This window comes from Candidatus Electronema sp. TJ (assembly GCF_048287355.1).
Taxonomy (GTDB): Bacteria; Desulfobacterota; Desulfobulbia; order Desulfobulbales; family Desulfobulbaceae; genus Electronema.
Map to the genome: position 1 here is coordinate 1 of NZ_JBLWEP010000192.1, position 2,515 is coordinate 2,515.

The window sequence follows — 2,515 nt, forward strand, 5'->3', positions numbered from 1 at the left end:
TTCTTCAGCTCAGACATGCTGGCCAAGCGACTGGCTCAGATTGGTTTCATATCTGCTGTGTCGTTCATGCCAGCATTTTTAATAGATTCACAAGAAAAGGCTTCACAGTATTGCTGAACCAGAATTTCAGCTTGACATCCAACCAATATTGCACCTCAACAGCTACTTCTGGGATAAACAGCATGGCAAAGGCAGCGCAGTTCAGCAGGACGGTTATCCAAAAGACTACACGAAATGACTGCTTCTTTGATTTGTGCCGCAATACCTGCTGGGCAAGCACAGCACCCGGCCAGCCGCCGAGCAATGCAAGCAGATGGAGGGAGCTTTCAGGTGTGCGCCAGCTGCCGCTCTTGGCTGCTGCTTTGTCTCTGGCATAGATGATGAAGGTGAGCAAACTGGCTATGACATACCACCAGAAGAACAGGCGGGGAATTTTGTTCAGATGAAACGACGAGAAAGCGACAGCGGCAAGAAACAGCGGTGCAATAATGGATGAGCCGATGCCGCTGGCGCGCGGCTGTTCATCAGCAAAGGCAACATCTGCCGCGCATGGCCGTCCTTTGCTGCCTGAGGACAGCACATAGCTCACGGCCTGATTCTGCGTTGGTCGTCTGCTGCCACGACGAATGAAGTCGTTGATGTGCACAAAAACTGGCCGGGCATCATCATCAGGAGTGATAAAGCCAAAACCTCTCTCATCATTCCAAGAGGTCAGCGTTCCTCGTCTGCGCATTGTTGCCATTTGATTCACTTCAGCAGATGCTGATTGACAATCGTCACCCCGCTCAACATAGAGCCAACTATGCCGAGATAGCCTTGATCGGTTCCGGCAATGAAGAGGTTCGGCCACGGGGTCTTGCCGCTCTTGATCTTCACCGGGCTGCCATAGACTGCGCCAGCGCATTTGCCGGTGAAGCGTTCGATAGTCAACGGCGTGAAGCTGTCCTGAAAAACTGCATCACGGCTGTAATCACCAAGGATTTGCCGCACTGCCGCTGCTGACTGCTGGCCGCAGTCTTCCTTGAGCTGCCGGTACTCCGCTTCGTTCGCCTGTCGCCAGATATTGTAATTGGCCGCATTGGTCACGCGCACCTGCACCGGGCGGTTGTTCTGCACCAAGCCTTGGAAGTTATTAGGGAAGCAGATCACGCCCCACGACGGATCAATTGGGCCGCTTGGGCGGTGATAGTTCAGGCGTTCCTGCTGATTGTAAAAGATGATCGTCTTGCCGCTGCGCTCTGGCGGAAGATGCAGTTCTGGCAGCAGGGTAATGGTTTCCATAAAACTCATCCTGCCAGTGTAGCGGTCTGGTTCCAAAGGCCAGCCGCTCATCTCGGCAGTTCCAAGAATGCCTGCGGTGGACAGCACGGCCTCGGCAAACAGTTCCTCGCCGCTTTGCAGGCTGATGCCCCGGACTATGCCGCCCTCTGTGAGGATATGAGACACTGGGGCGCGGAAGCGGATTTCTCCGCCGAACGCTTTATATTGGGCCAACAGCCTGTCCAGCAAATCTTTGATCGTCCCTGCTGGCCTGAAGAAGCCTTCGAGAAAGACCGCCCGGAACATGATGGCAAATTGGCCCATGTCCATATCGTCCTCCTCGGCATTGCCATAGACCATCAGCGGCAGAAGAAGCATGTCTTCCAGCAGCGGATCAGCCAGACGGCTGCGCAGGAAGGTCCGCGCCGACTGCCAAGGCCGCTCGGCAAAGGGATCGTAGGCATCCACCTCGCGGACAAGGCTGCGGAAGCGGTCAACAGCCAGCGGGAAATGATCAGCCACCTCCTCTATGAGCAGGTTCAAGTCGTTGGAGAAACGGAGGGTGATGCCGGGAAAGAGCACCTCGGATTCGATCTGCTCGTGGGTGGTGAATTCTTTGCGGGAAAGCTGAAGCTGGCGGAAAAGCCGGTTCAACGGCGCGTGCTTCACTCTTGGCGGAGCAAAGTTGGTCATCGCGTGCAGGCCAGTTTCCAGCAGATGCCCTTGGCGGAGGTAGTATGAATTGAGGCCGCCGGGCAGGCTGTGCTGCTCGACGATCAGGGTCTTCTGCCCAAAGCGGGCGGCGCGGATACCTGCGGCCAGCCCAGACAGACCGCCGCCGATGATGATAAGCTGATGGTCAGCCATGATGATCTGCAAGGAAACGGGGCTGCGCCAGAGCGGCGCGAGAACTCAAAACAGAGGCAGGCCAAAGACCTGCCTTGCAGCAGAGCGGTAGGCAAAGGGTGGTTCAGTCTAACCTGTGCTCAGACATCCTTCAGCTTTGGTTCAAGGTAGTTGACGCAGCTCATCAGGGTCGCCAGCTGGGGATAATCCTCCTCCGGGATTTGCAGCTTGTGCCGCTTGCGCAGCTCCATGACGATGTCGAGGAAATCCATTGAGTCCAGATCAAGCTGGTCGCGCAGCGGCTTGTCCTCTTCCAAGCCGTCAAATTCGGCCTCGTCGTCTATCTCTTGAATAATATCAAGAATCAAATACTTGATGTCATCACGGGTCATGACTGCTCCTCAGAAAA

General features: G+C 55.5%; 3 protein-coding genes. All 3 read right to left on the bottom strand.

Features of this window, described 5'->3' with window-relative positions:
* Positions 1–64 precede the first annotated feature (64 nt).
* Positions 65–742 carry a DUF1294 domain-containing protein gene (locus ACNKID_RS11055; RefSeq protein ID WP_417913486.1) on the bottom strand — a complete coding sequence of 226 codons (678 nt, stop codon included), beginning with the start codon at positions 740–742 and terminating at the stop codon, positions 65–67.
* Between the two features lie 5 nt (positions 743–747).
* Entirely contained in the window at positions 748–2,127 is a 1,380-nt protein-coding gene (locus ACNKID_RS11060; protein WP_417913487.1) for a phytoene desaturase family protein, read from the bottom strand.
* 119 nt (positions 2,128–2,246) lie between these two features.
* On the bottom strand, positions 2,247–2,498 hold the full coding sequence (locus ACNKID_RS11065; RefSeq protein ID WP_417913488.1) for an acyl carrier protein: 252 nt from the start codon (positions 2,496–2,498) through the stop codon (positions 2,247–2,249).
* Positions 2,499–2,515: the final 17 nt, after the last annotated feature.